This is a genomic window from Steroidobacter sp. (assembly GCF_036406195.1).
Classification (GTDB): Bacteria; Pseudomonadota; Gammaproteobacteria; order Steroidobacterales; family Steroidobacteraceae; genus Steroidobacter.
In genome coordinates, this window is sequence record NZ_DASWVW010000010.1 from 189,255 (window position 1) to 213,342 (window position 24,088).

The window sequence follows — 24,088 nt, forward strand, 5'->3', positions numbered from 1 at the left end:
GCCATGAGAATACTGGTTGCGGACGATGATGCCGATTTGCGTGCACTGATCGGATTCACCTTGATGCAGGCCGGGTACGATATCTGTACTGCGGTGGACGGCGAGAGTGCCTTGCACGCGTTTCATCGAGATTCGCCCGATATGGTGCTGCTCGACATCAACATGCCGGAGCCAAACGGGCTGAAGGTATGTCGCGAGATTCGTGGGCGCTCGCCCGTGCCCATCATGATGTTGACCGTGCGCGATGTGGAGGAAGATCTGATCGAGGCGTTCGACTCCGGCGCGGACGACTACGTGCATAAGCCGTTCAGCCCGCGCGCACTGCTGGCGCGAGTGCGCGCTTTGATTCGACGTTCGGAGCCTTTCGATTCAGCGCCGGTGACGGCGGGGCAGTTGCGGCTCGATCCGGAGCAGCGAACACTGCAGTTCGGTGCCGCCGCGCCGATCAGGCTCACGCCGCTCGAGCTGAAAGCATTGCAGATGTTGATGGTGACACCAGGCCGCACGGTCACCGCGGAAAAGTTGCTGCTGCATTTGTGGGGCCGCGCTACCGCTCGCGAGCGGCGCACGCTCAAGCAGCTCATCTACCGGTTGCGCAACAAGATCGAGGTCGATGCCTCCGCACCGGAATTGCTGCAGACCACGCCGGGAGCGGGCTACAAGCTCGTGGCCGAGTAGTCCGATAGATCATGTCGCTATCTGCTCATGCAGAGTGACCCGATATCCGGCTGGCCCGCCGATATCTGACCGGCCTATCACCGAGCGGCGACTGACGGCATGACTGGTGCTCGCTAAAGTGCGGACAAGCGATACGGCGACAGACAAGGGTCAGCGTATCGTGGGCTGCTCGCCGCTCATCCCCCTGGCACGCAGTCTGACTACCCTCTCGTTCCGACTGTCACCGGCGGCGAGAGGGTTCTTTTTATTCTTTTCTGCCGGGCTGCCGTTCGCCTTGCTCATACCTGGCGACCAGCTCCTGGCTGGGGCCGACCCGCCGTTCCAATTGCGCCCGCGTGAGGCCGGCGCGCTGTCGTGCCCGTGCCAGCATCTTCAGCAGCTGCCCGGACGAGGGGATTCGCAACAATTTCATTCGGGCGACTCCAGGATCGCTCGTCATGCGAAGGAATATCCCAATTCGAGATACTCTAGCACTTCACGAAACGAAGTGAGCGGGCGGAGCGGCATCGGCGCCGAATCATGAGGAGGGGTTCATGGACGCACACCGCGGCGGGAACACGCCCGTTCCCTGCGGTCGTGTCAATAACGTAATGTCTGGCCGAGCGTGGCACGGCAGAATGCCGTCCCAACCGATTCGAAAAGGAACGATAGATCGTGGCCGAGGCAGAGGGCGGCGGCTGGGCAAGATGGCGTATCTGGTTGATTGCGGCCGGCGCCGCCTTGATCAGCCTGTTGCTTTACGACGCCTTTCGCGTGCTCCTTGCCGAAGTGCACGCCTCCGAGGTCATGCGGCAGATGGCGGCGGAGCCGCCGCAGAATCTGTTGCTCACGTTGCTTGCCACCGTCGTGAGCTATGTCGTGCTCACGGGCTACGACCTTTCGGCGATGAAGTACGCCGAGGTGAAGATCCGGCGTTCCACCGTTCTGCTGACTTCCTTCATCGCCTACGCCCTGGGTAACACCGTTGGCTTGGGAGTGCTGACTGGCGGCGCGGTGCGCATGCGCTTGTACACGGCGGCCGGCGTTGAAACCAACAAAGTCGCGCAGGTCATCGCATTCAATGCGAGTGCGTTTACCTTTGGTACCGCAGCCTTCGGTGCGGTGGGTCTGTTGTGGGGCGCCGAAGGTGTGGCCGAGCTTGCGCACATGCCTGCATGGCTGCTGCGAGTTGTCGCGGCTGCCGTCCTATGCGCGGTTCTCGGGTTCGTCGCTCTTTCAGTACGATGCCGCGAAGTTCTGATTGCCTGGCGTTGGAAGCTGCGATTGCCGCCGGCGAAGCTGGCCGTGCAGCAGCTGGTGATATCGGCGTTGGACCTGCTGGCCTCGGCGGCGGCGTTGTGGTTTCTGTTGCCGTCCGGTGCGGTCGATCCGGCGGCTTTCATCGCCTGGTACTCGATCGCGCTGGTGCTGGGAATCCTGAGCCACGTTCCCGGCGGCCTCGGTGTCTTCGAGGCCATCATCCTGCTGGCTTGCGCCGATCGCGCGCCGGTGGCGCAGGTTCTCAGCGCGCTGGTGCTCTATCGCGTCATCTACTACCTGCTGCCGCTCGTTCTGGCAGCGGTGCTGCTGGCGGCTTACGAAATGCGCTCCGGCATCGCAGCGCCGATTGGCCGGGCGGCAGTCCGTTTGTCACCCATGTTGCTGGCGACCATGACTTTCATCGCTGGTGGCTGGCTGCTTGTGTCGGGCGTGACGCCTGCGTCCGCTGGAGCGACGGACCTGCTGGCATTGCACGTGCCTTTGCCGCTGGTCGAGGCATCGCACTTCCTGGGCAGTGTCACGGGGTTCGCGATGATCGTCATCGCGCGAGGTTTGTTGCATCGACTCGATGCCGCGTGGTGGGGTGCGTTCGTACTGGCGATCGTCGCCGCGATTCTTGCCATGCCCAAGGGCTTCGCACTGATCCAGGCGTGCTATCTGCTGTTGCTGGCTGCTTTGCTGTACATGTCGCGGGCGCAATTTGATCGGCGCTCGGCGTTGTTCTCGACGCCGCTGCGTGGCGTCTGGCTGATCTCCGTCGTTTGGATGGTCGTGGCAACGGCGTTCTTGCTGCTGTTCGTCTATCGCCGAGTCGACTTTTCGAGCGAGCTGTGGTGGCAGTTCGAATTCGATGCCAATGCGCCACGTTCACTGCGAGCCATGATGGGTGTGGTCGTAACAGGCTTTGGTGTCGCGCTGTGGCAGTTGTTGCGCCCCTCGCCTGGTGCGCCGTCGCTGCCAACCGAAAGTGAGTTGGAGCGCGCTAGCAACATATTACGTTCGGAGCCATCGGCCGAAGCCAACCTGGTGCTGATGGGGGACAAGCATCTGCTGTTCTCGGCCCAGGGCGACGCTTTCATCATGTATGGACGCCAGGGACGCTCCTGGATCTCGCTGTTCGATCCAGTGGGCCGGCCAGCGCAGTGGCAGGAGCTGATCTGGCGGTTCATCGAGCTGGCGACGGATCACGGCGGCCGCGCCACTTTCTATCAAGTGCGCGGGGATTCGCTGCCGCTGTATCTGGACGCGGGATTGCGTGCCTTCAAGCTGGGCGAGTATGCCTACGTACAACTGCAGGAGTTCACGACCAAGGGCACGAAGCGCTCGCACTTGCGGCAGGCTCTAAATCGCGGCGAGCGCGATGGCCTGGAGTTCTCGATAGTTCAACCGGTCGAGGTGCAGGCGCTACTGCCCGAGCTGCGTGCGGTATCAGACGCGTGGCTTGAAGAGCACGACACGCGAGAAAAGGGTTTCTCGCTTGGGGCATTCGATCCGGCCTATCTAACGCGCCAACCATTCGCATTGGTGCGTCAGCAAGGAACCCTGGTGGCGTTCGCAAATCTGCTGTGCACGCATCTGAAGAGCGAGGCCAGCATCGACCTGATGCGTCAGTTGCCGCTCGCTCCGCCGGGCACCATGGACTTCATGTTCACCAAGTTGATGCTGCACTTCCAGGCGGAAGGCTACCAACGCTTTGGTCTGGGTATGGCGCCCATGTCGGGCATGGCGAATCACGAGCTGGCGCCGCGCTGGCATCGCTTCGGACGCTTGTTGTTCGATCACGGCGAGACGTTCTACAGCTTCCGCGGCCTGCGTAGTTTCAAGGACAAGTTCGATCCGGTGTGGGAGCCGCGCTACCTCGTCACTGGGGGCGGGTTGTCGCCGTTGATCACGTTGGCCGATGTGGCGGCATTGATCAGCGGCGGCCTGCGAGGAATCCTCGCGAAATGAGCTGCTGGTGAGAATGAAAGACGTTCTCGCTTTGTGGGTGTATGGCGCAGATCACACACTCAATGTGTGTCAGACCGGAAGCCAAATCGCTGCAGCAAGTGCCACTTAGCCGCTGCCGTCACTGCAATACGACTACGTGCATCAGCCGTCGTTGCACTTGAGCCACATGCATTGCAAAAGGCCGGGTGGTCGCGTGCTACAGGCATGCTGTACGCTGCGTCGGCGGATTCCAGTGACGGGAACTGCAGACACCCTGAAGCGTTACTTGGCGCGCGGGCGCTCAGCGGCGCTTGACCGGAATCGATCCGGGGAGCCAGCGACATGATGAACAACAACGCGGATACGCAGACCTGGTTTGAGTGGCAACAAGCTGTGGTGAAGCTGATTCGTGAAGACTTCAGTGAAGTGCTGACAGAGGTGAAGGAGGAGGACGTGGACTGGGACGCGTGGCGCCCTCTCTACGAACAAGGATTGTCGCCGCGCGACGCGGTGGCTGATGCATTCCTGCTGTTGCCGGCCTGAAGCACTGTTTTGTTAGTTTCGCGCGAACCACGCGCACAATAAAGAGACAGCCCGATGTGACCATCGGGCTGCCTGTGCAGGTGGCCGGGCGGTGCTTGAAGCGACTGCCCTGACCGTGCCGGGCGACGGGTTAGCCGCCGCCCTGACGTTCCTGCAACTTCGCCGCGACGCGCTCGCGCACGTCGGCATTGGCCGTCATCGTTTCTACGATGTGATTGAACTCATCCACCTTCAGACCTGACTTTTCGACGGCAGCGATCATGTCGGATTCGGCTTTCGCCTTCACTTGATCGGCCTGCGCGGGCTCTGTAGCGGTCTGCAGATCGTTCGCGGCTTTTTCCTGAATGCCCTGCACCGCGATGTACGCGTCCGCGAACTGCTCGATCTGCTGATCGCTGATGTTCGCCGACGATGCCGAGTCGCTCGGCATGTCACTGACAGGCGGTGCTTCTTGAGCAGGTGCTGGATATTCCTGAGCCGGCGGAGCAGGTTCTTGCACCTGCGCCCATGCCGCGGGGGCTACTGCAACACTCGCAGCGAACAGCGCGGAATAAAGTAGTCGTAAACTCATGAGGCTCTCCTCGTCTTGCGGCAATCTCACGTTGCTGAATCCCGCCGATGCATACGAGGTTCCGCGTGCGCGGACTTTTTAGAAATGGTGTCGTCAGCCGCCGACGTGTCGGCGGCTGACGGACGGCGCCATCAGCGACGGATCACGCGTTCTTGATAGAGCTGCGATAGTTGCGGCGTGCCTGCTTCGCCTATCTTCACGTCTTGCGTGCGGCCGCGCGCTGCTGGCTCAAGGCCACGCCGCCCAGGATCAGCGAGCCGGCGACGGCCATGCTCACGGTCAGCGGCTCGCCGAGGAATACCCAGGCCCAGATCACGCCGAACAGCGGAATCAGATAAGTCACCGTCGAGGCCCGCGGCGCGCCGATGCGATACAGCAGCCTGTAGAAAAGGAAATACGCCAGGCCGGTGCACAGCGCTCCCAACAAGACTGCCGACAGCCAGGAAAGTGCCGGAACCGGTGCGCTGGGCCACGTCGCTGCAGCGAGCGGCGCTACCACGATGGATGCACACAGCACTGTCCCTGCGGCCGCCGCGCTGGGTGGCAGATCGTGCAAATACCGCTTGCTGAAGTTGCCGCCGAAGCCATACAGAATCGACGCGAATACGCCGGCGAGCGCGGCTGGCACCACGCTGCCGCCGGAAGTCTTGTCGCTCGCCAGCACGATGACGCCGATGAAGCCGGCAATCAATCCGAGCCCGCTGCGCCGGCTGATTTTCTCTCCATACAACAGGAATGCCACCATGCTCGTGAACATTACCGCCGTCGCGTTGGTGATGGCGACAATGCCGGCAGGCGCACGCTGCGCGGCCCACGCGAAGAGCACGAACGGCGCAGCCGAGTTGATGATGCCGATGCCCAGGAAACGCAACCAATGCGATGCGGTCAGCTTGTCTTTGACGGGCAAGAGAAACGGCAAGAGGGTCAACGCACCCAGCGCCAGTCGCATTTCGACCAGTGCGAACGCGCCGAAGTCCTTGGCGGCGATGCGCATGAACAGGAACGAGCCGCCCCAGACGGCGCCGAGCAGCAACAACTCGGCCGGCGTGAGCCAGGCATTGGCAACAATAGGAGTAGCCGCGGCCATGGGCCGCACAGTGGGTTCGGAGCTGGACATTTCAGTCAACCGGAGCGGTAGGCGACGCGTCGCTGGTCAGCGGGCGCTGGCTGGAAGCCATCAACACACAAATAACATCCGCCCTTCAGGCTGTCACGGTGTTTGCCCGAAATCGGCCCGCTCTGTACCGGTCCATGGCGATTGTCCTAGCGATAGCCTTTGGCTTGTAACGAGAACAGGTGCGAGTAATGACCGTTCAAGCGCATCAGCTCGTCATGACTGCCGCGCTCGATGATGCGGCCGTTCTCGATCACCACGATCTGATCGGCCATGCGCACCGTGGAAAAGCGATGTGAGATCAGGATGGCAATGCGCCCGCGCGTCAACGTGCGGAAGTGTTCGAACACCGTGGCTTCGGCGCTGGCATCCATCGCCGAGGTGGGTTCATCCAGCACCAGGATGTCGGCGCGCGAGCGCATGAAGGCGCGAGACAGCGCGATCTTCTGCCATTGTCCGCCGGAGAGCTCGCGACCATCGTTGAACCATTTGCCCAGCGGCGTGCGATATCCGCCCGGCAATGTGGCCACGATCGGCGCGGCCATGCCTTTCTCGCCTGCTTCGCGCCAGCGCGTTTCGTCCTCAAAGTGGCGCACGTCGCCGGCGCCGATGTTTTCACCCAGCAGCAACTGGTAGCGCGTGAAATCCTGGAAGATCACGCCGATGCGATCACGCAAAGCGGCTTCGTCCCATTCGCGCAGGTCCTGGCCATCGAGCAGGATGCGTCCCGTGGTCGGTTCATACAAACGCGTCAGCAGTTTGATGAGCGTGGTCTTGCCCGAGCCGTTTTCGCCGACCAGCGCCAGCGATTCACCCGGCCGGATGTGCAAGTCGATGTCGATCAGCGTCGGTTGTTCGGCGCCGGGATAGGTGAAGCCTACTTTCTCGAAACGTATGCCGTCATCGGGCTTCGGGCCGCGCACGGCCACGCCCTTGGTGCCGTTGACGGGCGTTTCCAGATAATCGTAGAGCGTGGACAGATACAGGTTGTCCTCGTACATGCCACCCACGGCCGACAGAATCGCCGACACTGCCGATTGCCCCTGACGAAACAACATCAGATACATCGTCATCTGGCCGAGAGTGATGCGAGTGGCGATGGCGGACAGCGCAATCCACGCATACGCGCCGTAGAGCGTCAGGGTGGCAATCAGGCCGAGGAAGAAGCCCCATGTGTCGCGGCGAATGGTGAGATTGCGATCCTCGCGATAGAGCTTCGTGAAAATGTCGCGGTAGCGCTGCAGGAACAAGGGGCCCAGACCGAACAACTTCACTTCCTTTGCATGGTCTTCCCGAGCCAGCACTGTCTCCAGATACAACTGCATGCGTGTTTCCGGCGAGCGCCACAGGAACAGGCGGAACTTGTCGCCGGAGAATTTGGCTTCGGCAAGAAACGCTGGCAGACCGGCGAGGATCAACAGCACCACGGCCCACGGCGAGAACTGCAACAGCAGCGAGCCGAAGCTCAATAGCGAGACTCCGTTTTGCAACAGGCCAAATGTGCGTGTCACCAGCGACAGCGGCCGGCTCGAAGCTTCACGACGGGCGCGTGTGAGCTTGTCGTAGAACTCCGAGTTCTCGAAGTGAGACAGCTCCAGTGTTACCGCCTTTTCCAGGATCATGACGTTGACGCGCTGGCCAAGTTGCGCGCGTAACAGCGACTGGCAAAGGCTGATGCCGCGTTGAGCGCCGGCGATGGCGGCGACCAACGCCCCTTCGGCCGCGACCAGCCACAACGCGTGGTTGGCAAGTGTTTCCCGAGTTTCGGGCGTGCCCTGGATGGCGGCGACAACTGCATCGACGATCAGCGCGCCAACATATGCGACAGCAGCGGGCAATGCGCCGGCGATCAACGTCAGTAACGCAAACGCCAGGGTCAATGGACGGCTGGTGGTCCACACCAATTCCAGTGCGCGGCTGCTGTAGGCGAAGACCCCAGCGAAGCCTCGCGCCAGCTCAGGCTTGGTTTGTATGGTTCGGTGACGCGGGCTCATTCGCGACTTGCCGACATTTGTTTTGTCATTTGCAGCAGAACAGAATCCTCCGCATTCCTTCAGTCACGCAACGCGCGTCATGAACGAGCCGAGAGATGAATCATCCCGGCAGCCGCCCGCATCGATCGCGCCGGCCTCAGTCGAACCCGCGGCGAGCAGCTCGCCGGCCGCCGACAGCAGGCGCTCGGGGCGAATCGCCTATGATGAGCGCGGCAACTCGATCTGGGAATGGCAGCTCGAGACCGGCGTCTACAGCCGCGACATCACCACGCAGCGACTGAAGAAGCTGGACTTGAACGACCTGTCCATCGCCGAAACTGCCACGCATCCTCGCCCACCCGGGCTGACTGGTCCGCATGGTCGCAAGCCCCGCGAGCGCATGCCCGGTGGCGGCTTCAATCCTTACGACAATTCCACGACAGGCGGCGGCAACATTGCCAGTGATCCTTACAATAGTGGCGGCCGAGGCACTCTCAAGCCAGGGCAGGGCGCGCGCCGGCGCAAGCCGGCCGATCTGAAGAAGCTGCAGGAATGGATGGAGCTGCGCAAGCGAGTGGAGCAAAACAAGCGCGAAAATGGCGACGACTGAGGCTCAAAAAAAATGCCCTCTCCGTCGCCGAAGAGGGCATTGCCGCGGTCACTGCGCCGCTGACGGGGGCGGCGCCGGAGCCGCGATTCGAGTCAATCGCGAGCTATTGTGGCGCGTAGATCTGGTCGAACACGCCGCCATCCGCGAAGTGCACCTGCTGCGCCTTGGCCCAACCGCCGAAATCCGCAATGGTGACCAGCTCCAGCTTCGGGAAGGTCTTGGCGTACTTCGCCGCCACGGCGGGATCGACAGGCCGGTAGAAGTTCCTGGCGATGATCTCCTGGCCTTCGGGGCTGTACAGATACTTCAGGTACTCCGTCGCCACATCGCGCGTATTCCGCCGCAACACGACCTTATCGACCACAGTGACCGGCGGCTCGGCGAGAATGCTGAGTGTCGGCACCACGATCTCCACCTTGTCCGGACCCAGCTCCTTGATGGACAGGAACGCTTCGTTCTCCCACGCCAGCAGCACATCGCCGATGCCGCGTTGAACGAATGTCGTCGTCGAGCCGCGCGCGCCGGTGTCGAGCACGGGAACGTTGCCGTACAGCTTCTTCGTGAACGCCTTCGCCGACGCTTCGGTGCCGCCCGGCTGCTTCAACGCCCAGGCCCAGGCGGCGAGATAGTTCCAGCGTGCGCCGCCCGAAGTCTTGGGGTTCGGCGTGATCACCGACACGCCCGGCTTGACCAGGTCGCCCCAGTCCTTGATCTGCTTGGGATTGCCCTTGCGCACCAGGAACACGACGGTCGAGGTGTACGGCGAGGAGTTGTGCGGCAGGCGGGATTGCCAGTTGACCGGTAGCAATTTGCCGTTGTTGACCAGCGCATCGATGTCACCCGCCAGCGCCAGTGTCACCACGTCCGCGGGCAGGCCGTCGATCACGGTGCGCGCCTGTTTGCCCGAGCCGCCATGCGATTGCTTGATCGTGACCTTGTCGCCGGTCTTCTTTTGCCAATAGGCGGCGAACGCCTTGTTGTAGTCGTCGTAAAGCTCGCGGGTCGGATCGTAAGAAACATTCAACAGGCTGACGTTGCCGGCCTGCGCCACCGGGCCGGTCAGCGTGCCCGTCAGCGCCAGGCCGGCGAGCGCGAGCCCGGCCAGCCTGCGCCGTGAAATCGGTTTGAAACGTGTCATGAGTCCTGCTCTCTCCCGGAAACCACTCGGAAACGGCCGCGTAGCTGTGGGCCGTCCGCGGACTGACCGGCCATGCTAGGAGGGGCCAGGTGAAGGATCAGTCGGTGGCGCGTGACAATCGGGTTGCAAGCGCCGGCTCGCGAGTAGCAGTTTCGGACCCGGCCGGAGCCAGCCTGCCCGGAAGGAGATGGCCGGATTGCATACGAGGAAGTTGACGAGCCCTCGGCCGGCCGGTAATACTTCCGCTCATGGCTCAATCGCTTGCAGCTCATCGCTGGTGGTGGCGCCCCTCACAGGAGAGGGCCGCTGGAGCTTGTCGGGCGCAATAAACACACACTAGCCAAGCATCCAAACAAACCCATCTCCGTGCAGCGTTCCGGAGATGGGTTTTTTATCGCCCTCGCCGGACCGAAGAGCACGGTTCATGCCGAGGACAGATCAGTGGAACCACCTTTCGACATCGCCGCCGACCTGGACACGCCGGTGTCGGCGTATTTGAAGCTCAAGCCGTTCAAGCCGCGGTTTCTGCTGGAAAGCGTCGAGGGCGGCGAGCGCCTGGCGCGCTACTCGTTCATCGGCTTTGGCGATTGCCTGGAAGTGCGGCTGGACGAGCGGGGGCTGAGCATCGATGGGCGCCCCGGACCGCCGCCGCAGACTCAGGCCGAGCTGCTCAGCGCGTTTCGCAACGCGTTGGCCCGCGCACCGCAGCCCAGCCCGCAGATTCCGGGCGTGCCGTTACCGGGCGGTTTGGTGGGAGCGGCGGGTTACGACCTGGTCCGGCGTTTCGAACGATTGCCGCCCCGCACTGCCCTGACCGAACCCACACCTGAAGCCCACTACCTCGCCCCTCGATCCCTGCTCGTATTCGATCACCTCACTCGCGGCGTCGCCCTGCTGCATGCCGGCAGCGAGTCAGAGCGCATCGCGCTGCGCCGGGAAGTCATAAAGGCCCTGCGCGGCGGCATTCCCTCCAGCGATCGCAAGATCAAGTATTCACCCGCGGTCGGCAGTCTCACCGAAGAGCAATTCATTCACGGCGTCGGGCGCGTGAAGGAGTACATCGCCGCCGGCGATGTTTATCAGCTGGTGCTTTCGGTGCGCTTCTCCGGCTTGTGCGATCTCGAGCCGTTCGAGGCCTATCGCGCGCTGCGCCTGCTGAATCCCTCTCCTTATATGTATTACTGCGAGCTGGGCGATTCGACCATCGTCGGCTCCTCGCCCGAGGCGCTGGTCAAATTGTCGCGCAATCGCGCGTCGATGCGTCCCATCGCGGGCACGCGGCCACGCGGCCGGGATTCGGTCGAGGACGGCCTGTTACAGAAGGAGCTGCTGGCCGATCCGAAGGAGAATGCCGAGCACATCATGCTGGTCGATCTGGCGCGCAACGATCTGGGGCGCGTCGCGAAAGCCGGCTCGGTGAATGTGAATCCCTATCGCAGCATCGAGCGCTACAGCCACGTGATGCACATCGTCAGCGGCGTGAACGGCGAGCTGGCGCCCGGCAAGGATGCGTTCGACTTGTTTGCCGCCGCGTTTCCCGCCGGCACGCTGGTCGGCGCGCCGAAGGTGCGAGCGATGGAAATCATCGACGAGCTCGAGCCGGTGCGCCGCGGCTTCTATGGCGGCACCATCGGCTATTTCGGTCATGGCGGCGACATGGACCATGCCATCACCATCCGGACCATGGTGTTCCGTGGCGATACCTACAGTTTCCAGGCAGGTGCGGGCGTGGTTGCCGACAGCGTGCCCGCCACCGAATATCAAGAAGTCCTGGCGAAGAGCGCCGGCGTGCGGCGCGCTCTGGCGCTGGCGGAGGAAGGATTGTGAGCAATCATCACGAAGCGGTGCGGCTGCTGCTCATCGACAACTACGATTCCTTTACATACAACCTGGTGCAGGCCTTCATGGTACTGGGCGCCGAAGTGCTGGTTCATCGCAACGACAGCATCACGCTCGATCAAGCCAAGTCGCTGCAGCCGACGCACTTGTGCATTTCGCCGGGCCCCGGCACGCCGTATGACGCGGGTGTATCGATGCGGATGATCGAAGCCTTCGCGGGCGAGATTCCAGTGTTCGGCGTTTGCCTCGGCCATCAATCGCTGGTGGAGGTTTTCGGTGGCAAAGTGGTGCGCGCCGGCCGCCTCATGCACGGCAAGACCTCGCTGGTGCATCACGATGGCCGCAGCATCCTGCAGGACATGCCGGAGCCCTTCGAGGCGGGTCGCTATCACTCGCTGATCGCGCAACCGGAGTCTTTGCCGGACGCGCTCGAAGTCTCGGCGCGCACCGATGAGGGCGAGATCATGGGCGTGCGCCACAAGACGCTCAATGTCGAAGGCGTACAGTTTCATCCCGAGAGCGTGCTGACACCGCAGGGCCCGGTGCTGATGGGCAACTTCCTGCGGCAGCGCTCCGGCAAGCGAGCGGCATGATCATGCGCCAGACACTGGAACGATTGCTCGATGGCAACAACCTGAGCGAGCAGGAAGCTGCCGAGTTGCTGGTCGCGTTGACCGATCCGACTCTCTCGCCCGCGATGGGCGGTGCGGTGCTCGCAGCATTGAGAGCCAAGGGCGTGATTGCCGATGAAGTGCGCGGCTTTGCGAAGAGCATGCGCAAGCTCGCGCGGCGTCCGGAGTTGCCGGCCGGTGGACCGTTGGTCGATATGGTCGGCACGGGCGGCGACGGCTCGGGCAGTTTCAATCTTTCCACGGGCGCGGCGCTGCTGGTCGCGTCGATGGGAATTCGCGTGGCGAAGCACGGCACCAGCTCGGTTTCCAGTCGCAGCGGCAGCGCCGATGTGATTCGTGCGCTCGGCTTGAGCTTGCCGCTCGACGAGCGCGCCGCTGGCGAATGTCTCGGCGACACCGGGTTCACATTCTTCTTCGCGCCTCATTATCACCCGGCGATGAAAGCGGTGATGCCGATCCGGCAGGCGCTGGGCGTGCGCACCGTATTCAATATTCTCGGTCCGCTGTCGAACCCGGCCGAACCGGACTTTCATCTGATCGGTGCGTATAACGTCGATATCGCGGCGCTGATGGCGGACACTCTCGCGGGCATGCCGTTGCAGCGCGCTTACGTCGTGCACGGTGCCGCGGGCTGGGACGAAGCGACGCCGATTGGCCCGTTCACGCTGTTCGATGTCACGCCCGGCAAGGTGGTGCGTCACACCCGTAGCGCCGAGGAGTTCATGCTGCCCCAGTGCAGTGTCGACGATCTGAAAGGCGGCGACGCTGCATACAATGCCCAGCACCTGCGCGCCGTACTGGAGGGCCGGGAACAGGGCGCCCATCGCAACGCCTTGATCCTTCAAGCAGCACTGGTACTCGAATTGCTCGGCAAAGCGGCTTCGGCGCAGGATGCGGCGCACATGGCCCAGGATGCCATCGAGAGCGGCGCCGGCCGGCGCCTGCTGGAAAAACTGACGGCTTTCGGCCAGAAGCAAACGGCCGCGAGCCAGGGGCGCTGAAATGTCCGGACTGCTTGCTCAAATGACTCAATCGAGCCTGACGCGGCTCGAAGCAGCGCGTGCGCGCGAATCCGAAAAGGCGTTGTGGACGCGTGTTTCCGATATGCCGCCGGCACCAGCTCTGCGTCTGTCGCCGGAAGGGTTCGACATCATCGCCGAATGCAAACTGCATTCGCCCTCGGCGGGGGACTTGTCCGCCAATACCAGCGATGTGGAAAGCCGCGTCACTGAATATGCGTGCGGTGGTGCGTGCGCCGTCTCGGTGCTCACCGAACCGTTGCGATTCGGCGGCCAACTCGAACATCTGACTCGCGCCGCGCGCGTGCTCACGCCGCACAACGTGCCTGTGATGCGCAAGGACTTCCTCATCGATCCCTATCAAGTGATGGAGGGCCGTGCCGCCGGCGCCGGTGGCGTGCTCGTCATCGTTCGCATGCTGGACAAGAGCCGCATCACGGCGCTGCTCGATTGCGCAGCGATGTTGAAGATGTTTGTTTTGCTGGAAGCGTTCGATGCCGCGGACCTGGAGATCGCTCGCGACGTGCTGGCACAACGGCGCCGCCACGACGAGCAGATCCTGGTCGGGCTCAACTGCCGCGATCTCGACAAGCTCACTGTCGAGCTGTCGCGCCTGTCGGAGCTGGCCGAAAGCATGCCGGCGGGATTTACGCCGGTCGCCGAAAGCGGTGTGAACACGGTGAACGATGTCGGCACCATCGTGCGCCTGGGCTATCGCGTCGCCTTGATCGGCACGACGCTGATGAACTCGCCCCAGCCCCGTGAGCTGCTGGGCAGGATGTTGTCCACGGGCCGCCAGACCGCGATGAGCATGGCAACTCGCAAGCTGCGCATTGCCAAGGGCGAAGTGCGCGAAGAATGACGAGCTCGAACATTTCCGTGTCGCTTGCTTCGCGCGAAGGGTTGTTGTGAGCGGGCTGTGGATCAAGGTGTGCGGGCTGACCACGGCTGATGCCGTAACCGCAGCGCTCGATGCGGGAGTGAATGCCGTCGGCTTCGTATTTGCCGAATCGAAGCGCAGGGTCACCGCAGAACGGGCGGCGGAGCTTGCGCGAAACGTGCCGAGCGACATCGCCCGCGTCGCTGTGATGTTGCATCCGTCGCAAGCGGAGCTGGATGAAGTGTGGTCGCAGTTCCGGCCCGACGTGCTGCAAACCGATATCGATGATCTGGCGACATTGCGAGTGCCCGAAGGGTTGCAAGTGACTCCGGTCGTTCGCGCCGGCCGTGAATTGCCGACGGTGTTGCCGACGCGGTTGTTGTTCGAAGGTCCGGTCAGCGGCACGGGTGAAACGACGGATTGGTCGGCCGCTGCAAAACTGGCGGCGCGTGCGCAGCTGATCCTGGCTGGCGGATTGAAGCCGACAAACGTTGCGGACGCCATTGCCGCCGCACGGCCGTTCGGAGTGGACGTGAGCAGCGGCGTCGAAGCGCGCCCTGGCGTGAAGGATCCGATGAAGATTCATGAATTTGTCCGTATCGCACGCGCGGCGGGCAGTGGAGCGATCAGATGAAACATTCCTTGAGCGAGAGCGAACAGCAGACGCTGCTGGCCAATGTGCAGCAGGATGCGTATCCCGATGAGCGCGGCCGCTACGGCCCGTTCGGCGGCCGTTACATTCCGGAAACGCTGGTCCCGGCGCTCGACCGCCTGCAGGCCGGCGTCGACCGCTATCTGCGCGATCCGGAATTCCTGCGCGAGTTTCACGATGAATTGAACAACTGGGTGGGACGCGCCACGCCGCTGACCTTCGCGCGTACGCTGTCGCAGAAGTGGGGCGCGGAAGTCTGGCTCAAGCGCGAGGATCTGGCGCATACCGGCGCGCATAAGATCAACAACTCGATCGGCCAGGTGTTGCTGGCCAAGAAACTGGGCGCAAAGCGCGTGATCGCGGAAACCGGTGCGGGCCAGCATGGCGTTGCTTCCGCTGCCGCATGCGCGCGCCTTGGCATGCCGTGCACCGTGTACATGGGATCGATCGACATGGAGCGCCAGGCGCCCAACGTCGGTCGCATGAAACTGCTCGGTGCCACGGTCGTGCCGGTCACGAGCGGCGACAAGACCTTGCGCGCCGCGGTCGATGAAGCCTTGCGCGACTGGGTGTCCGATCCGAACGGTACTTATTACTGCCTCGGCTCGGCCATCGGCCCGCATCCTTATCCATACATCGTGCGTGAGCTGCAGTCCGTCATCGGTCGCGAGGCTCGCGTGCAGATTCTCGAACGCACCGGCAAGTTGCCGGACCTGGTGGTCGCCGCCGTCGGTGGCGGATCGAACGCCATCGGCATGTTTCATCCCTTCGTCAAGGACAAGGACGTGCAGATGCTCGGACTGGAAGCCGGCGGCATCGGCAGCGGCCTGGGCCAGAACGCGGCTTCGGTCGCTTACGGCAGCCCTGGCGTGTTGCAAGGTTGCTTCTCGCTGCTGCTGCAGGATGAGAATGGCCAGATCCAGGAAACGCACTCGGTGTCGGCCGGTCTCGACTATCCCGGCGTCGGCCCCGAACACGCGCTGTTGGCAAGCATCGGCCGCGTGAAGTACGAGGCAGTGAACGATGAGGATTCGCTCGCTGCCCTGGCCGAGTGCTGCGCCGCTGAAGGCATCCTGCCTGCCATCGAATCCGCACACGCACTCGCTGGCGCGAAGCGCTATGCGCTCGCCCATCCGGGCAAGCGAATCCTGATCTGCCTGTCCGGCCGCGGCGATAAAGACATGCCGACCCTGCAACGAACTCTGCTGAAGGATGTGCTCTGATGCCCGCTCGTGATTTGGTCAGTACCGCGATCCGCAACCGGCGCGCGACGGGTCAGCCCGCACTGATTGCCTATATCACCGCCGGTTTCCCCACGCGCGAAGGTTTCATTCAACAGCTGAATGCAGTTGCCGCGGCGGCCGACGTAGTCGAGATCGGCGTACCTTTCACCGATCCCATGGCCGACGGCACCACCATTCAGCGCTCCAGCCGCGTCGCCTTGGAACAAGGAGTATCGCTGCGCTGGATTCTGGAAGAGCTGACGCGCGCCGAAGTGAAGCCGCAGGCGCCGCTGCTGTTGATGAGCTACCTGAATCCGCTGCTCGCCTACGGCATCGACCGCTTGCCGGAATATGCGGCGCGCGCCGGCATCGCGGGCTTCATCGTTCCCGATCTGCCGTACGAGGAAAGTCACGACCTGCGTAACGCATTGGAAGCGCGTGGCCTGGCGCTCGTGCAATTCGTAACGCCGGTGACGCCGACCGAGCGCATGCGAATGTTGTGCGAAGACAGTGGCGGGTTCATTTACGCCGTTACCATGACAGGCACCACGGGCAAGAACGTCGCTGTGCCCGAAGAAGTGCTCGAGTATTTTCAGCGCGTCAAGCAGCTCTCGCCGGTGCCGGTGTGCGCGGGCTTCGGCATTCGCAGCCGCGAACAGGTGCAGCGTCTTGCGCCACACATCGATGGCGCGATCGTCGGGTCAGCTTTGGTGGAGGTTCTGGAGCGCGGCGAGGACCCCGCGAAATTCCTTCGCTCGCTGCGAGAATGAACGCACCGTCGCAAACGCACGACAGTAAAGATTTCCAGTCGAATCGCCGGAGCTGATCGGCCCGGCGTGGGCCCATTGTTCAGTTGTCTGCCGTGCGCGCGGCAGGAACAATTCGCTGCGTTGTTTCTTACGTAACGTCAGCGGGTGTGATGCCGCGCCAGACGTGAGTCAAGGCAGAAGCGATGGTCACGAAGACTGGTTGGTTTTCGAGTTTGTTCGGGGGGAAGAAGCCAGCCACCGTGCGCCCGGCCGCCCCGACCAATCCGTATCACGCCGTGTCGGTTTTGCCGGGCCCGGATGCGTGTGCCGCGGCTTATCGATTTTCCGGTCAGCGCTTCCTGTCCCGTCAAGCACCACGCTTGCCGCTGCCCAGCTGCGACGCCGAGGTGTGCAACTGCCGTTTCAAACATCACAAGGATCGCCGCGCCGGCCCGCGACGCAGCAGCGATGTGGGCATGTACACCGCCGATTTCTCCGGCCACGAGCGCCGTCGTTCTCGCGGCCGTCGTGCCGGCGACCAATATTAGTTTTACATTGGCCACCGCCAGGCACAGGGATGTGCCCGCCGCCGCAGGCGGCGAGCGCGGGGGGAAAGTCACGCCTTTTCCCCTCTGCGCCATAGCGCGAGTGGCAGGATGCCCGAGTCGCTGTTTTATAAGCTGTCGCGAGAGAACGCGGACAGCCGGCTCTGGGTGCGGAGCATGTCCGCCTCGGTCAGCTCCGGGAGCTCAGATCGCATTTTCTGTAGCAGCGCCTCGAACTCCGGCGCCGGTACCGCCGGACTGCAAAAGAACCCCTGATACTGGTCGCAGCCGAGCTCGCGCAGGAAGTTCAGTTGCTCGGCGGTTTCGACGCCCTCGGCAACCACGCGCAGGCGCAAGTTGTGCGCAAGCGAGATGATGGCTTTGACGATGGAGGCATCGTCCGGGTTCGACATCAGGTCGCGCACGAAACTGCCGTCGATCTTGAGCTTGTCCAGCGGATAGCGGCGCAGGTGGCTCAGGCTCGAATAACCGGTACCGAAGTCGTCGATGGAGATGTGTACGCCCATGGTGCTGAGAATGCCCAAGGTCGCGGCGGATTCCTCGGCGTCGTCCATGATCGCGCTCTCGGTGAGCTCCAGCTCGACGTAACCGGGTTGTAGTTGCGCGTCGTCAATGGCCGAGCGCACGATCGCGACCAGGTCGACGTGCCGAAATTGCCGCGCCGAGAGGTTTACGGCGACACGCACTGGCGACATTCCCGAATCGATCCACGCTCGCACCTGCCGGCACGCCTCGCGCAATACCCATTCGCCGATCTGAACGATCAAACCGGTTTCTTCGGCGATGGGAATGAAGACATTCGGTGGCACCAGTCCGCGGGTCGGATGGTGCCAGCGCAGCAGCACTTCAGCACTGCGAATGCGATTGGTGGCGATGTCGACTTTGGGCTGGTAGTGCAGCTCCAGCTGCCGCAGCTCGAGCGCTCGGCGCAGATCGTTCTCCAAGGCCAGACGCTCGTCGGCGGCGTTGGACATCTCCAGCGCGTAGAAACGGTAGCCGCCGCGACGCTCGGCCTTGGCACAGCGCAACGCCATCTCGGCACGTCGCAACAGCAGCTCGAAGGAATCGCCATCCAGCGGATACATGCTCACGCCCATGGTCAGCGACGTATGGATGTCGAAGGAAGCGATCTCGAACGGGTGGCGCACCGCTGCGACGATCCGATCGACCAGTGTCTCGGCCTCGCTCGGGCCGCGCAAGCCGCGACCGATGATCGTGAATTCGTCGCCGGCCAGTCGGGCCAGCACATTGTCGTTGCCGATGACCCGGCGCAGGCGCTCGGACAGCGCCAGTAACAGCTCGTCGCCGGCCTGATGACCGAGCGAATCGTTGATCGACTTGAGCCGGTCGACATTGAGGACGATGACGGCGACTTCGCGGCCGGCGCGCTGCGCATCGATGATGGCCTGTGCGGCCACGGTGGCGGCTGCGCGGCGCGTGGGAAGCGCCGTCAAATAGTCCGCACCGTCACGCCGTCGCAGGGCCCGCTCACGGTGCAATTGGAACGCGAACCATGCGGCGATGAGCGTGGGCGCCGCGACGATCGCGACGACGGGCAGGTACGCTAACCAGTATTGAAGGGTCCCTTGCATGTATACCGAGCGTCATGTCCCGTGTGCACGGAACGTGTCTTGAACATATCGGGCACGGGTCAGCTCGCTTGAGCGCCCGGTGTACAAAGAACCCCTACACCCGCCGCTCCAGCCCCGAAGTGTGCACTGTGTCGCGCTTCCCGTCGCTTCGCTTTACGTAATGGCGGCTCAGTTAAAATCGCGCGATGCGCTCCATTTGTGTTTTTTGTGGTTCCAACCCCGGCAATCGTCCCGAGTACCTGCAACTGGCCCGGACCACCGGGCGGCTGATCGCCGAACGCGGGCTGAGCCTCGTCTATGGCGGCGGCAAGGTGGGCCTGATGGGTGCCGTGGCGGACGCGGCGCTGTCCGCCGGCGGGCGGGTCGTGGGCATCATTCCCCAGATGCTGCTGGATCGCGAAGCGGGTCATCCCGGCCTCAGCGAGCTGCGCGTGGTGACCACCATGGCGGAGCGCAAGCTGATGATGGGCGAGCTTTCCGATGCGTTCCTGACCTTGCCGGGAGGCATTGGCACGCTGGACGAGATGTTCGAGGCGTGGACCTGGACCCAGCTGGACCTGCATGACAAGCCGTGCGGGCTGCTGAACTACCGGGGCTACTATGACTCGCTGATCCAGTTCCTGGACCTGGCGGTGGCGGAAGGCTTCCAGCGGCCCCGGCACCGCGCGGCGCTGCTGGTCGACAGCGAGGCGGAAGCGCTGCTCGATCGCCTGCAGGCGGCGGCCCGACCCGGCTGACAAGCCCGGCAAATGACGGGATTTCGGGCGGATTTCGCCTGAGAAGCATCTGCTTGACACTGCTGGCCCCAGCCCTCAGCCTTTCGGCCGCCTGACGGACCGGCCGCCCATCGTGGCCGTCCGCACGGGCGGTTTCATCGTCCAGCGCCAGAGGATTCTCATGCTTCGTACCATGCTCCAGGCCAAGCTGCACCGGGTTCGCGTGACCCAGGCCGATCTCGACTACGAGGGCTCCTGTGGTATCGACGAGGCACTGCTGGAAGCGTCCGGGCTGCGTGAGCATCAATACATCGAGCTGTACAACGTCAACAACGGTGAACGTTTCTCGACCTACATCATCAAGGCGCCGCGTGGCTCGGGGGCAATCTCGCTGAACGGCGCCGCGGCTCGTCGCGCGATGGTGGGCGACCTGCTGATCATCTGCGCCTACTCGCAATATTCCGAAGCCGAAGTCGAACAACACCAGCCGATCGTGGTGCTGGTGGACGAAAACAACCAGCCACGTGTCAAGTCGCTGCGCGCGGCCTCCTGAGGCGGCGGGCGCATGGAGCTGGTCACATGGTTCATCGATTTCATCCTGCATCTCGATGACCATCTCATCGAGCTCATCGCCGCTTATCACTACTGGGTCTACGGCATCCTGTTCCTGATCATTTTCTGCGAGACCGGCGTGGTGGTGACGCCGTTCCTGCCGGGAGATTCATTGCTGTTCGCGCTGGGCGCGCTGGCGGCGGTGGACCAGACGGGCACGTTGAATGCGCCGGCGCTGTGGGCGTTGTTGATGATTGCAGCGTGGTTGGGCGATGCCACGAACTACCGCATCGGCAAGGCGATCGGGCCCAGGGCGTTCAGCGGCACCATTCGCTGGCTCAAAAAGGAATATCTCGATCGCACGCATGCCTTCTACGAGAAGTACGGCGGCAAGACCATCGTGCTGGCGCGCTTCGTGCCGATCGTGCGCACGTTTGCGCCGTTCGTCGCCGGCGTGGGAGCCATGAATGGCGCGAAGTTCTTCACCTACAACCTGCTGGGCGGGTTCCTGTGGGTGACGATTTTCATCTGGGGCGGCTACCTGTTCGGCAACGTGCCGCTGATCAAGGAGAACTTCGGCATCGTGACCATTCTGATCATCGTGGTGTCGGTGATGCCGGTGCTGTGGGAACTGCTGAAGCCGAAACCGGCTGGCGCATAACGCCGCCGCAGGTTTCAATTCTTTATTGGCCTGCGGCCGCGCTATTTGCGGAGCGTCAAAAGTCCCACCACGCTGCCCGCTAGCAACGCGTAACCAAGCCATTCCGGCCCGGCTCCCGTCGCAAGCAACACAATCCCGCCCAGCATCCCGATCGAGCTCACCAACGTCACATCCCGGCGCCGGCCATCGTCTCGGATGGTCTGCTGCAAGCGCTCGATCTCCTTGTTATCCACCGGCACACTGAGCCTGCCATCCGCGGCGCGCTGAATCGCGTTGGCCATCAGCGGCGGCAACTGATGCAACGCCTGCAGCATGTCCGGCAGCTGCTTGCGAACATCGCGCGCGAGGGCTCGCACGCTCCAGCGTTCCGCTACCCATTGGCGCAGCAGCGGCTGTGCCGTCTTCCACAGGTCCAGATCGGGATACAGCTGCCGCCCCACGCCCTCGATCTGCAGCAGGGTCTTCTGGATCAGCATCAGCTGCGGCTGCATCTGCGCGTCGAAGCGTTGCGCTGCTTCGAACAGGCTGATCAGCACCTGGCCGAACGAAATCTCTCGCAGCGGCTTGTTCGCGATCGGCTCGCACACGGTACGCACCGCCGACTCCAACTCGTCGACGCGAACGTGCGCAGGAATCCATCCGGAATCGATGTGCAATTGCGCGATGCGGCGATAGTCGTGCTCGAAGAACGCCAGGAAGTTCTCTGCGAGGTAGTGCTGGTCGCGCGGCGCCAGCGTACCGACGATGCCGAAGTCAACGGCGGCATAACGAGGATGATCGGGATCGTCCAGCAACACGAAGATGTTGCCCGGATGCATGTCGGCGTGGAAGAAGTTGTGACGGAACGCCTGCGTGAAAAAGATCTCCACGCCGTTCTCGGCCAGCCGCTGAATGTTCGCGCCGCGGCGCTGCAGCTCTTCAATATCGTTGACCAGTACGCCCTGCACGCGCTCCATCACCATGACGTTGGGGCGCGTGTAGTCCCAATACACCTCGGGCACATACAGCAGGCGCGAACCTTCGAAGTTGCGCTTCAGCTGCGCGGCATTGGCCGCTTCGCGCTTGAGATCCAGCTCGTCCATGATGGTCTTTTCGTACTCGCGCACCAGCTCCACAGGCCGCAGCCGAGGTGCGTCGCTCCAGTAGCGATTGGCCAGGTCGGCCAGCGCATACAAGACTTCGACATCGCGCCGGATGAGCCGGCGAATGCCGGGCCGCACGATCTTGACGACCACTTCCTTGCCGTCTTTGAGCTGCGCGCCATGCACCTGAGCGATCGTCGCGGCCGCCAGCGGCGCGGAGTCGAAGCGAGCAAACACATCGGTAGTCGGACGCTCATAAGCCGCTTCGACAATGGCGCGCGCGGCTTCGTTGGAGAACGGCGGCACACGATCCTGCAGCTTCTCCAATTCGTCGGCGATGTCTCGCGGCAAGAGATCGCGACGCGTGGACAGCGTTTGACCGAACTTCATGAAGATCGGTCCCAACTCCTCCAGTGCCAGCCGCAGCCGTTCGCCGCGTGACAAGGAAGCCTTGCGGCGGAACCAGGTGTTTGGCGAGAGATAGAACGCGAAGCGGATCGGCCGGAACAGATGCGTGGCCAGAATGATCTCGTCCAGGCGATGTCGCACCAGGACGCGTTGAATCTGCAGCAGCCGGGAAAGAACTCTCAGTTGCATGCTTCAGCCGCGCTTGCGTTCGAGCAGCCCCAGCCGGGCCTCGAAGCGATCCACATCGTCGCGCAATTTGTCGACGCCGCTGATGAGCTCATCCGCCTCGGTGCGGCTGGGAGCGTCGCGGCCTTCTTCCTGCAGGTACTCGGACAGGTTTTGTGCAAACGTATCGGCCGCTTTTTTTGCGAAGCCGATGGCCGAGCGCGCGACGTTGCCCACCTGATGAGCGGCAACATCGCCGATGATTCGCGACAATTCTTCCTCCAGGTCGGGCCGCGCCTGCTTGAGCAACTCGCTGAAGGTCTGCGCGACTTCAGCGTCGCCGTGAATGTGCACGGAGCCGGTTCGCAGTGCTGCTTCGGGCGCGGGGCCGGCCATGCGCAGCAGCGACAAAGGCGTTCCAGACAGCGTCGCGTGCGGCGTGCCGTCGTACTTGGTGTCGAGCGACATCTGTTCGCCGTTGGATCTGAAGTAAATGCTCAGCGGCATGCCTTCGACGTGCAGCGCCAGCACCTTTGCGTCCAGACGCCGGCACAGCGCGCGTGCCGCCGATGAGGCGGCAATGTTTCGATTGAGCAGCGATTCCAGCGGCGACAGGCGCATATCAGAAGCGGTAGCCACGGTGCAGGGCCACGATGCCGCCGGTGAGATTGTGATATTTGCAGCCTTCCAGGCCGGCCGCCTGCATCATCTCGATCAATTCCTGCTGCTTGGGAAAGCGTCGAATGGACTCGGCCAGGTAACGATAGCTGGCTTCGTCGCGCGCCACGACCTTGCCTAGCCATGGCAGCACCGAGAACGAGTACGCGTCGTACAGCGGCTTCAATCCCGGAGCGACGGGATGCGAGAACTCCAGGATCAACAGCTGTCCGCCCGGCTTGAGCACGCGCTGCATGGAGCGCAAGGCCGCGGGCTTGTCGGTGACATTGCGCAGGCCGAAGCCGATGGTCACGCAATCGAAGCTCTGGTCCGGGAAGGGCAGGCACTCGGCATTCGCGATCGAGAAACGCACGTTGTTGACGAAACCGCGATCGGTCATCGCGTCGCGGCCTTCGGCCAGCATGGCGGTGTTGATGTCGGTGAGGATCACCAACCCCTGGTCGCCCACCTGCTTGCACATGCCGGCGGCCAGATCGCCTGTGCCGCCGGCCACATCCAGCGCCCGCTGACCGGGGCGCAAGCCGGTCTGCGACAGCGCGAAGCGCTTCCACAGCCGGTGCGTGCCTGCCGACATGAGGTCGTTCATCAGGTCGTAATTGCTTGCGACCGATTCGAAGACGGCACGAACCCGCGCCTGCTTTTCCGCGACCGGCACCTGCTGGTAGCCGAAGTCGGTGGTGGAGGGCTCGGGGGTGTTGGAGGGCTTGGCGGTCATGGTCGTCGCTGGCGGTGACGACGCATTTTAATCAGGTTCGATACTGCATGTATCGCTTTCGACACCTGCGCACAGTGCCACAGCTGACCCGCGCCATGAATCCAACTGGAACCGCTCCAAGGCACACGGGCTCGGCGGTGCCT

The 24,088-nt window shown here is 63.1% G+C and carries 24 protein-coding genes; 15 read left to right on the forward strand and 9 right to left on the reverse strand.

Annotated elements, in window-relative coordinates:
- Window positions 1–3 precede the first annotated feature (3 nt).
- Window positions 4–678 (forward strand): response regulator transcription factor, encoded by a 675-nt coding sequence (locus tag VGE08_RS03655; protein WP_331066497.1) that lies wholly within the window; start codon window positions 4–6, stop codon window positions 676–678.
- A gap of 244 nt (window positions 679–922) precedes the next feature.
- On the opposite strand, the gene VGE08_RS03660 is transcribed toward VGE08_RS03655, so the two are convergent.
- Entirely contained in the window at window positions 923–1,090 is a 168-nt protein-coding gene (locus tag VGE08_RS03660) for a helix-turn-helix transcriptional regulator (protein ID WP_331066498.1), read from the reverse strand.
- 242 nt (window positions 1,091–1,332) lie between these two features.
- Here VGE08_RS03660 and mprF point away from each other — a divergent pair, with 242 nt between their 5' ends.
- Window positions 1,333–3,888, forward strand: coding sequence for a bifunctional lysylphosphatidylglycerol flippase/synthetase MprF (mprF, locus tag VGE08_RS03665; RefSeq protein WP_331066499.1), 2,556 nt, complete (start codon window positions 1,333–1,335; stop codon window positions 3,886–3,888).
- Between the two features lie 321 nt (window positions 3,889–4,209).
- Window positions 4,210–4,410 (forward strand): hypothetical protein, encoded by a 201-nt coding sequence (locus VGE08_RS03670; protein ID WP_331066500.1) that lies wholly within the window; start codon window positions 4,210–4,212, stop codon window positions 4,408–4,410.
- Between the two features lie 130 nt (window positions 4,411–4,540).
- On the opposite strand, the gene VGE08_RS03675 is transcribed toward VGE08_RS03670, so the two are convergent.
- From VGE08_RS03675 to VGE08_RS03685, 3 genes are all read right to left on the reverse strand, one after another.
- Entirely contained in the window at window positions 4,541–4,981 is a 441-nt protein-coding gene (locus tag VGE08_RS03675; protein ID WP_331066501.1) for a DUF4168 domain-containing protein, read from the reverse strand.
- 196 nt (window positions 4,982–5,177) lie between these two features.
- Window positions 5,178–6,077, reverse strand: a complete 900-nt coding sequence (locus VGE08_RS03680) for a DMT family transporter (RefSeq protein WP_414717448.1) — start codon at window positions 6,075–6,077, stop codon at window positions 5,178–5,180.
- Window positions 6,078–6,244: 167 nt separating this feature from the next.
- Window positions 6,245–8,089: an ABC transporter ATP-binding protein gene (locus tag VGE08_RS03685; protein ID WP_331066503.1), complete on the reverse strand. Its 1,845-nt coding sequence runs from the start codon at window positions 8,087–8,089 to the stop codon at window positions 6,245–6,247.
- A 79-nt stretch (window positions 8,090–8,168) separates the two neighbouring features.
- Between VGE08_RS03685 and VGE08_RS03690 the strand changes: the two genes are divergently transcribed.
- Window positions 8,169–8,678, forward strand: coding sequence for a hypothetical protein (locus VGE08_RS03690; RefSeq protein ID WP_331066504.1), 510 nt, complete (start codon window positions 8,169–8,171; stop codon window positions 8,676–8,678).
- Window positions 8,679–8,781: 103 nt separating this feature from the next.
- Here VGE08_RS03690 and VGE08_RS03695 read toward each other — a convergent pair whose 3' ends face one another.
- Window positions 8,782–9,816 carry a sulfate ABC transporter substrate-binding protein gene (locus tag VGE08_RS03695; protein WP_331066505.1) on the reverse strand — a complete coding sequence of 345 codons (1,035 nt, stop codon included), beginning with the start codon at window positions 9,814–9,816 and terminating at the stop codon, window positions 8,782–8,784.
- A gap of 441 nt (window positions 9,817–10,257) precedes the next feature.
- On the opposite strand from VGE08_RS03695, the gene VGE08_RS03700 reads away from it, so the two are divergent.
- The 8 genes from VGE08_RS03700 (at window position 10,258) to VGE08_RS03735 (ending at window position 17,358) form a co-directional block, all read left to right on the forward strand.
- Window positions 10,258–11,643 carry an anthranilate synthase component I family protein gene (locus VGE08_RS03700; RefSeq protein ID WP_331066506.1) on the forward strand — a complete coding sequence of 462 codons (1,386 nt, stop codon included), beginning with the start codon at window positions 10,258–10,260 and terminating at the stop codon, window positions 11,641–11,643.
- Window positions 11,640–12,248, forward strand: a complete 609-nt coding sequence (locus VGE08_RS03705; RefSeq protein WP_349258607.1) for an aminodeoxychorismate/anthranilate synthase component II — start codon at window positions 11,640–11,642, stop codon at window positions 12,246–12,248. Before VGE08_RS03700 ends, VGE08_RS03705 begins: the two co-directional genes overlap by 4 nt.
- A 2-nt stretch (window positions 12,249–12,250) precedes the next feature.
- Window positions 12,251–13,288: an anthranilate phosphoribosyltransferase gene (trpD, locus tag VGE08_RS03710; protein WP_331066507.1), complete on the forward strand. Its 1,038-nt coding sequence runs from the start codon at window positions 12,251–12,253 to the stop codon at window positions 13,286–13,288.
- A gap of 1 nt (window position 13,289) precedes the next feature.
- Window positions 13,290–14,168, forward strand: coding sequence for an indole-3-glycerol-phosphate synthase (locus VGE08_RS03715; protein ID WP_331066508.1), 879 nt, complete (start codon window positions 13,290–13,292; stop codon window positions 14,166–14,168).
- A gap of 46 nt (window positions 14,169–14,214) precedes the next feature.
- Window positions 14,215–14,820, forward strand: a complete 606-nt coding sequence (locus VGE08_RS03720; RefSeq protein ID WP_331066509.1) for a phosphoribosylanthranilate isomerase — start codon at window positions 14,215–14,217, stop codon at window positions 14,818–14,820.
- Window positions 14,817–16,061: a tryptophan synthase subunit beta gene (gene trpB, locus VGE08_RS03725; protein WP_331066510.1), complete on the forward strand. Its 1,245-nt coding sequence runs from the start codon at window positions 14,817–14,819 to the stop codon at window positions 16,059–16,061. Before VGE08_RS03720 ends, trpB begins: the two co-directional genes overlap by 4 nt.
- Window positions 16,061–16,831: a tryptophan synthase subunit alpha gene (gene trpA / locus VGE08_RS03730; RefSeq protein ID WP_331066511.1), complete on the forward strand. Its 771-nt coding sequence runs from the start codon at window positions 16,061–16,063 to the stop codon at window positions 16,829–16,831. The genes trpB and trpA overlap by 1 nt, the downstream gene beginning before the upstream one ends.
- A gap of 182 nt (window positions 16,832–17,013) precedes the next feature.
- A complete protein-coding gene (locus tag VGE08_RS03735) occupies window positions 17,014–17,358 on the forward strand; it encodes a hypothetical protein (RefSeq protein WP_331066512.1) in 345 nt (114 codons plus the stop codon).
- Window positions 17,359–17,483: 125 nt separating this feature from the next.
- On the opposite strand, the gene VGE08_RS03740 is transcribed toward VGE08_RS03735, so the two are convergent.
- Window positions 17,484–18,968, reverse strand: a complete 1,485-nt coding sequence (locus tag VGE08_RS03740; RefSeq protein ID WP_331066513.1) for a putative bifunctional diguanylate cyclase/phosphodiesterase — start codon at window positions 18,966–18,968, stop codon at window positions 17,484–17,486.
- A 185-nt stretch (window positions 18,969–19,153) separates the two neighbouring features.
- On the opposite strand from VGE08_RS03740, the gene VGE08_RS03745 reads away from it, so the two are divergent.
- The 3 genes from VGE08_RS03745 (at window position 19,154) to VGE08_RS03755 (ending at window position 20,897) form a co-directional block, all read left to right on the forward strand.
- Window positions 19,154–19,705 (forward strand): TIGR00730 family Rossman fold protein, encoded by a 552-nt coding sequence (locus VGE08_RS03745; RefSeq protein ID WP_331066514.1) that lies wholly within the window; start codon window positions 19,154–19,156, stop codon window positions 19,703–19,705.
- Between the two features lie 160 nt (window positions 19,706–19,865).
- Complete coding sequence (panD, locus tag VGE08_RS03750; RefSeq protein WP_331066515.1) at window positions 19,866–20,237, forward strand: aspartate 1-decarboxylase; 372 nt, start codon at window positions 19,866–19,868, stop codon at window positions 20,235–20,237.
- A 12-nt stretch (window positions 20,238–20,249) separates the two neighbouring features.
- Window positions 20,250–20,897, forward strand: a complete 648-nt coding sequence (locus tag VGE08_RS03755; RefSeq protein ID WP_331066516.1) for a DedA family protein — start codon at window positions 20,250–20,252, stop codon at window positions 20,895–20,897.
- Window positions 20,898–20,938: 41 nt separating this feature from the next.
- Here the strand turns inward: VGE08_RS03755 and ubiB are convergent, their stop codons facing one another.
- The 3 genes from ubiB to ubiE are packed head-to-tail and all read right to left on the reverse strand — an operon-like array spanning window position 20,939 to window position 23,945.
- Window positions 20,939–22,576, reverse strand: coding sequence for a ubiquinone biosynthesis regulatory protein kinase UbiB (gene ubiB / locus VGE08_RS03760; protein ID WP_331066517.1), 1,638 nt, complete (start codon window positions 22,574–22,576; stop codon window positions 20,939–20,941).
- Window positions 22,577–22,579: 3 nt separating this feature from the next.
- Window positions 22,580–23,191, reverse strand: a complete 612-nt coding sequence (locus VGE08_RS03765; protein WP_331066518.1) for a ubiquinone biosynthesis accessory factor UbiJ — start codon at window positions 23,189–23,191, stop codon at window positions 22,580–22,582.
- Window positions 23,175–23,945: a bifunctional demethylmenaquinone methyltransferase/2-methoxy-6-polyprenyl-1,4-benzoquinol methylase UbiE gene (gene ubiE / locus VGE08_RS03770; protein ID WP_331066519.1), complete on the reverse strand. Its 771-nt coding sequence runs from the start codon at window positions 23,943–23,945 to the stop codon at window positions 23,175–23,177. The genes VGE08_RS03765 and ubiE overlap by 17 nt, the downstream gene beginning before the upstream one ends.
- Window positions 23,946–24,088 lie beyond the last annotated feature (143 nt).

Coding starts and splice junctions, on each gene's coding strand:
- VGE08_RS03655 (WP_331066497.1), top strand. CDS start 4: ATGAGAATACTGGTTGCGGACGATGATGCCGATTTGCGTGCACTGATC.
- VGE08_RS03660 (WP_331066498.1), bottom strand. CDS start 1,090: ATGAAATTGTTGCGAATCCCCTCGTCCGGGCAGCTGCTGAAGATGCTG.
- VGE08_RS03670 (WP_331066500.1), top strand. CDS start 4,210: ATGATGAACAACAACGCGGATACGCAGACCTGGTTTGAGTGGCAACAA.
- VGE08_RS03675 (WP_331066501.1), bottom strand. CDS start 4,981: ATGAGTTTACGACTACTTTATTCCGCGCTGTTCGCTGCGAGTGTTGCA.
- VGE08_RS03685 (WP_331066503.1), bottom strand. CDS start 8,089: ATGAGCCCGCGTCACCGAACCATACAAACCAAGCCTGAGCTGGCGCGA.
- VGE08_RS03690 (WP_331066504.1), top strand. CDS start 8,169: ATGAACGAGCCGAGAGATGAATCATCCCGGCAGCCGCCCGCATCGATC.
- VGE08_RS03695 (WP_331066505.1), bottom strand. CDS start 9,816: ATGACACGTTTCAAACCGATTTCACGGCGCAGGCTGGCCGGGCTCGCG.
- trpD (WP_331066507.1), top strand. CDS start 12,251: ATGCGCCAGACACTGGAACGATTGCTCGATGGCAACAACCTGAGCGAG.
- VGE08_RS03715 (WP_331066508.1), top strand. CDS start 13,290: ATGTCCGGACTGCTTGCTCAAATGACTCAATCGAGCCTGACGCGGCTC.
- trpB (WP_331066510.1), top strand. CDS start 14,817: ATGAAACATTCCTTGAGCGAGAGCGAACAGCAGACGCTGCTGGCCAAT.
- trpA (WP_331066511.1), top strand. CDS start 16,061: ATGCCCGCTCGTGATTTGGTCAGTACCGCGATCCGCAACCGGCGCGCG.
- VGE08_RS03735 (WP_331066512.1), top strand. CDS start 17,014: ATGGTCACGAAGACTGGTTGGTTTTCGAGTTTGTTCGGGGGGAAGAAG.
- VGE08_RS03740 (WP_331066513.1), bottom strand. CDS start 18,968: ATGCAAGGGACCCTTCAATACTGGTTAGCGTACCTGCCCGTCGTCGCG.
- VGE08_RS03745 (WP_331066514.1), top strand. CDS start 19,154: ATGCGCTCCATTTGTGTTTTTTGTGGTTCCAACCCCGGCAATCGTCCC.
- panD (WP_331066515.1), top strand. CDS start 19,866: ATGCTTCGTACCATGCTCCAGGCCAAGCTGCACCGGGTTCGCGTGACC.
- VGE08_RS03755 (WP_331066516.1), top strand. CDS start 20,250: ATGGAGCTGGTCACATGGTTCATCGATTTCATCCTGCATCTCGATGAC.
- ubiB (WP_331066517.1), bottom strand. CDS start 22,576: ATGCAACTGAGAGTTCTTTCCCGGCTGCTGCAGATTCAACGCGTCCTG.
- ubiE (WP_331066519.1), bottom strand. CDS start 23,945: ATGACCGCCAAGCCCTCCAACACCCCCGAGCCCTCCACCACCGACTTC.